1 protein-coding gene and 1 pseudogene are annotated in these 1,194 nt (G+C 62.3%); one reads left to right on the forward strand and one right to left on the reverse strand.

The window, feature by feature from the left end:
* A partial coding sequence (locus EOA28_RS36375; protein WP_189342397.1) for an MFS transporter occupies nucleotides 1–954 on the reverse strand: 954 nt, incomplete at its 3' end.
* A gap of 132 nt (nucleotides 955–1,086) precedes the next feature.
* Here EOA28_RS36375 and EOA28_RS40740 point away from each other — a divergent pair.
* Nucleotides 1,087–1,194 (forward strand): annotated as a pseudogene (locus EOA28_RS40740) (AraC family transcriptional regulator); the annotation flags it as partial.

Here is a 1,194-nt window from a genome sequence, read left to right on the forward strand (position 1 = left end):
CCATTCCAGATTGGCGTAGGGCAGCGCCAGCGTGAAGGGCAGCACGCCGACGATCGAGAACCAGATCATCGCCTTCTGGCCATAACGGTCGCCGAACGGACCGCCAAGCAGGATGCCCAGCGCCGATGCGCCGAGGAACAGGAAAAGCATGACCTGGCTCGTCTGCACCGAGACGCCGAACTTGTGGATGGAATAGAAGGTGTAGTAGCTGGACAGCGAGGCGATATAGGCGTTCTTGGTCAGCACCAGCAGCGTCAATACGGCGAGCGCGCCCATTACCTTCTTGCGCGGAAAGGGCGACACATGGGCGACCTGCTTGCGGGTGGCCTGCGAGGCGCGCATGCGGCTGTACCAGCCGCCGACCTGCCACAGCACGAAGATGCCGATCAGCGAGCCGATGGCGAACCAGGAGATGCTGGTCTGGCCGAAGGGCACGACGATGAAGGCGGCAAGCAGCGGACCCATCGACTGGCCGAAATTGCCGCCGACCTGGAACAGCGACTGCGCAAGGCCGAAGCGGCCGCCCGAGGCGAAGCGCGCGATGCGCGAGGATTCCGGATGGAAGATCGCCGAGCCGATGCCTATCAGTGAGGCGCCGACCAGAAGCAGCACATAGTGACCGGCATAGGCCAGCACGATCAGGCCGACCAGCGACGAAGCCATGCCCCAAGGCAAGGAATAAGGCATTGGCCGCTTGTCGGTGATCATGCCGATCACCGGTTGCAGCAGCGAGGCCGTGACCTGGAAGGTGAAGGTCAGAAGGCCGATCTGCCAGAAATCGAGACCGTAGTTCTCTTTGAGGAGCGGATAGATCGCCGGCAGCAGTGACTGCATGATGTCATTGATGCCGTGGCAGAAGCTCACCGAAAGGATGACGGCAAAGACCGTCGCTTGCGCCGAGGCGCTGCTTGCCGTCGCCGGCGTGGCGACGGATGTGGCGGTCGTATCAGTCAAGGCAATGCTCCGTAGTCTTTTTGGCGGTGAACCGCAGCAGTCTCATGGGATAGGACGCTTGCCTTATAATCGGCTTGAATGGCGACTTCTTTCGTGGTTTGGTCCAATAGTTTCGCAAGTGGGCCACATCCAATGCCGCATGGCCGGGAAATCTTCAGGGGCGACGCCGCCGAGCTGGGCCGGCTGCATGAAAGCCGCTGGCAGTGGCTGGAGGAGGCCGTCGGGCCGGCGGTGGCGCTG

This window comes from Mesorhizobium sp. M2A.F.Ca.ET.067.02.1.1, from assembly GCF_004023285.1.
Classification (GTDB): domain Bacteria; phylum Pseudomonadota; class Alphaproteobacteria; order Rhizobiales; family Rhizobiaceae; genus Mesorhizobium.